This is a genomic window from Methylibium sp. (genome assembly GCF_013817365.1).
Classification (GTDB): Bacteria; Pseudomonadota; Gammaproteobacteria; order Burkholderiales; family Burkholderiaceae_C; genus Methylibium.
Genome location: NZ_JACDCU010000412.1, coordinates 1 through 3,605, shown reverse-complemented (window position 1 = coordinate 3,605; position 3,605 = coordinate 1). Strand labels below are relative to the sequence as shown.

Annotated in this window: 3 protein-coding genes; 1 reads left to right on the top strand and 2 read right to left on the bottom strand. The window is 69.7% G+C overall.

The annotated features are described in order from the left end of the window. Positions 1–1,225, bottom strand: a 1,225-nt coding sequence (gene nadB, locus H0W38_RS18740) for an L-aspartate oxidase (RefSeq protein WP_292456968.1), incomplete at its 3' end; no start/stop codon positions are given. A gap of 238 nt (positions 1,226–1,463) precedes the next feature. Here nadB and H0W38_RS18735 point away from each other — a divergent pair. Further along, positions 1,464–2,807 carry a hypothetical protein gene (locus H0W38_RS18735; protein ID WP_292456966.1) on the top strand — a complete coding sequence of 448 codons (1,344 nt, stop codon included), beginning with the start codon at positions 1,464–1,466 and terminating at the stop codon, positions 2,805–2,807. 57 nt (positions 2,808–2,864) lie between these two features. Here the strand turns inward: H0W38_RS18735 and H0W38_RS18730 are convergent. Further along, a partial coding sequence (locus tag H0W38_RS18730; RefSeq protein ID WP_292456963.1) for an AAA family ATPase occupies positions 2,865–3,605 on the bottom strand: 741 nt, incomplete at its 5' end.

Sequence of the window (3,605 nt, the reverse complement as noted above, 5' to 3'; positions counted from 1 at the left end):
GGCCGAGCACCACGCATTCGAGCAGTGAATTGCTGGCCAGGCGGTTGGCGCCGTGCAGGCCGGTGTACGTGGTCTCGCCCACCGCGTAGAGACACGGCAGGTCGGTGCGGCCGTCGAGATCGGTGACCACGCCGCCGCAGGTGTAGTGCGCCGCCGGCACCACGGGGATAGGCTCGTGCGCAATGTCGATGCCCAGCGCCAGACAACGGGCGTAGATGGTCGGGAAGTGCTCCCTGAGGAAGGCTTCGCCCAGGTGGGTGGCGTCGAGCCACACGTGGTCGAGGCCGTGCTTCTTCATTTCGAAGTCGATGGCGCGCGCGACGATGTCGCGCGGGGCGAGTTCCAGCCGCTCGTCGTGCGCGACCATGAAACGCGCCGCCTCCCCTGTCATGTTGGGCAGCTTCAGTTGCGCGCCCTCGCCGCGCAGCGCCTCGGTGATGAGGAAACTGCGCTCTTGCGGGTGGTACAGGCAGGTCGGGTGGAACTGGATGAACTCCATGTTGCCGAGCCGGCAGCCCGCGCGCCAAGCCATGGCAATGCCGTCGCCGGTGGCGGTATCGGGGTTGCTGGTATATCGGTAGACCTTGCCGACGCCGCCGGTGGCGAGCACCACCGCGGCGGCGGGGAGTGTCTCGACCTTCTGGCGGTCGATGTCGAGCGCGTAGACGCCGTAGCAGCGCGGCTTGCCCTCAGTGCGGGGGTCGGCCTTGACGTGCCGTGTGGTGATCAGGTCCACCGCCATCCAGCGCTCGCGCAGCACGACGTTGGGGTGGCGCCGCACCTCGTCGAGCAGCACGTCGTGGATGGCCTTGCCGGTGGCGTCGGCCGCATGTGCGATGCGCCGCACTGCATGGCCGCCTTCGCGCGTGAGATGCAGGCCGAGCGGGCCGGCGGGGTCGCTCGAGAACGGCACGCCGCGTTCGACCAGCCATTCGACCGCCTGCGCGCTGTGGCAGGCGACGAAGCGGGCGGTTTCCTCGTCGACCAGTCCGGCGCCGGCTTCCTGGGTGTCGCGCACGTGGCTCTCGATGCTGTCGTCGCTGCCCAGCACGCCGACGATGCCGCCCTGCGCCCAGGCGGTCGCACCTTCGTCCATACGGCGCTTGGCCAGCACCACGACCGCATGCGTGGCGGCGAGTTGCAGCGCCACGGTGAGCCCCGCGAGGCCTGCACCGATGATCACGACAGTGGGCAGGGCCGCAGCGGCGGCGTCACGAGGGGGCATGAGGGCGAGGTCGCGTGGGTCGCTGCTCCGGGACGGCGCAGCAGATGAAACGATTCTATCGATGCCCTCTTGCCGAACCGCCCTCACCGCTGGGCTGCACAACGCTTTCACGGGGCGTGACGGCGCCGCGAACTGTCCTTGCTGCAGCAATCACAGGCCCTACACTGGTTCGCCACTTCGGTGGTGCGTTGCCGCACGATGTGCGAGCGGCTCACCGTTTTACTGCAAGGCAGCACCCATGAGTTCGAGCTTCGATCGTCCCGGCGGCAGCAGCCGCCCGCCCGCCTCCGGCAGCGGGTGGGAAGCTACGCGGGTGCAGACGCAGATTGCACCGCGGCTCGGCGCTGCGGTGAAAGAAGCCAGCGAAGGCCACGACATCGGCCGCGCCGTGGGCGGCAACACGCGCGAGCTGTTCGTCTCGTGCGAGCCCGGCGAGGCGCTGGCTCAGCAGCTCGACCATCTGCGCCCGGAGTACGTGGCGGTGCATGACCTCGGAACCACGGCCTCGCGAAAGCTCCTCGCGGGCATCGCCGCGGCCAGCCAACGGGCGCTGCAGCAACTCGTCATTCGCCGCCCGGGCGGTGGCACGACTTTGGCGACGATCGAGTTCGTCGATTGCCAAGCCGCCAACGGCCGATCGGTGCGTCTGTACAGCACCGCCGTCGAGGCCGACACCGCCACCCGCCAAACGCTGGCGCGGGTGCTGCTCGGGCGCAGCCGCATCGGCCTGGTGATCGTCGGCGACCTGCCCGGCCACGCGATCGCCAGCGCGCTGGCGCCGCTGCGCGAAGCGGTGCTGCGCCCGGGCTGGGCCTGCCGCCGGCTGCTCTTCATGCCGCTCATGGCCGGGGCGGCTTTGCCTGCTTTGCCGGCCGAGGTCGCGCGGTTTCGCGCCGCGACCGCCATCGATGCGACACCGACGCCGCAGGTCACACGCCCCGTCGAAGTCTGGAACGCGCTGTGCGACGCCTGGAACCCGCTGCAAAGCGCAAGGCCGGCTGCCGACGGCAAGCCAGTCACGCTGCTGCAGCCCTTCGCCAGCTCGGCCGCCGCGCCCGGTGCTGCTGCCGCGGGTGCCCTTGCTGCTGCGTCGCTGGGCACGATTGCCGGCACCTCGTCGAACGTCACGCACACGCCGCCCTGGCGCAGTGCTTCAGCGCCCATGCCCATGCCGATGCCGGTGGTCGGCGCCGTACCTGCGACCGACACCCCGCTGGAGCGCTACCTGCACGACCTGAGCCTGCTGGCCGGCGTGGTCAGCGTCTGCGCCTTCGACATCGCCTCGGCTCGCCCCGTCGGCCATGCGGGCGCACGGCCCGGTCCGCACGAGCTCGCGCTTCATGGCGCGGCACTGCTGGCGGCCGTGATGAGCGCCAGCCGCACGCTCGGTCTGGGCGCGAGCGTGCCCGAATGCAGCGTCACGCTCGGCCAGCACCATTTGCTGGTGCGCGCGCTGCCTGCGCATCCCGGCGCAGCCCTGCACGTGGTGCTCGACAAGCCGCAGGCCAACGTGGCGCTCGTGCAGATGCAACTGCGCCGCCTCGACGAGGCGCTGCTGCGGGCTGCGACCGGCAAGCATTGAACGAGGCGCTCCGAGCCGCGGCCGCCCTCGTTCGCTTACGCCGGCCCTGCCGCGGCGTCAGCCGGCCACCGACTCGAAGCGGAACTCGCCTGGCGCCTGGATCGGATCGACGTCGACCTTCACCGTGTCCTTCGGTGCGAAGCGTCCCTCCAGCAACTGCTTCGACAACGGGTTCTCGATGCGCCGCTGAATCGCCCGCTTGAGCGGCCGCGCGCCGAACACCGGATCGAAGCCGACCTTGGCCAGTTCAGCCAGCGCCGCGGGCGAGACCTCGAGGGCGATGTCGAGCTTGCCCAAGCGGTTTTCGAGCAGGCGCAACTGGATCGCCGCAATCGCCTCGATGTGAGCCGCATCGAGCGCATGGAACACCACCGTCTCGTCGATGCGGTTCAGAAACTCGGGGCGGAAATGCTGCTTCAACTCCACCCACACCGCATCGCGGATCAACTCCGGCTCCTGCCCCGCCATCTGCATGATGAGGTGCGAGCCGAGGTTGCTGGTCATCACGATCACGGTGTTCTTGAAATCGACCGTGCGGCCCTGGCCGTCGGTGAGGCGCCCGTCGTCGAGCACCTGCAGCAGCACATTGAACACGTCCGGGTGCGCCTTTTCCACCTCGTCGAGCAGCAGCACGCTGTAGGGCTTGCGGCGCACCGCCTCCGTGAGGTGGCCGCCCTCTTCGTAGCCCACGTAGCCCGGCGGCGCGCCGATCAGCCGCGCGACCGAGTGCTTCTCCATGAACTCGCTCATGTCGATGCGGATGAGGTGGTCCTCGCTGTCGAACAGGAAGCCGGCCAG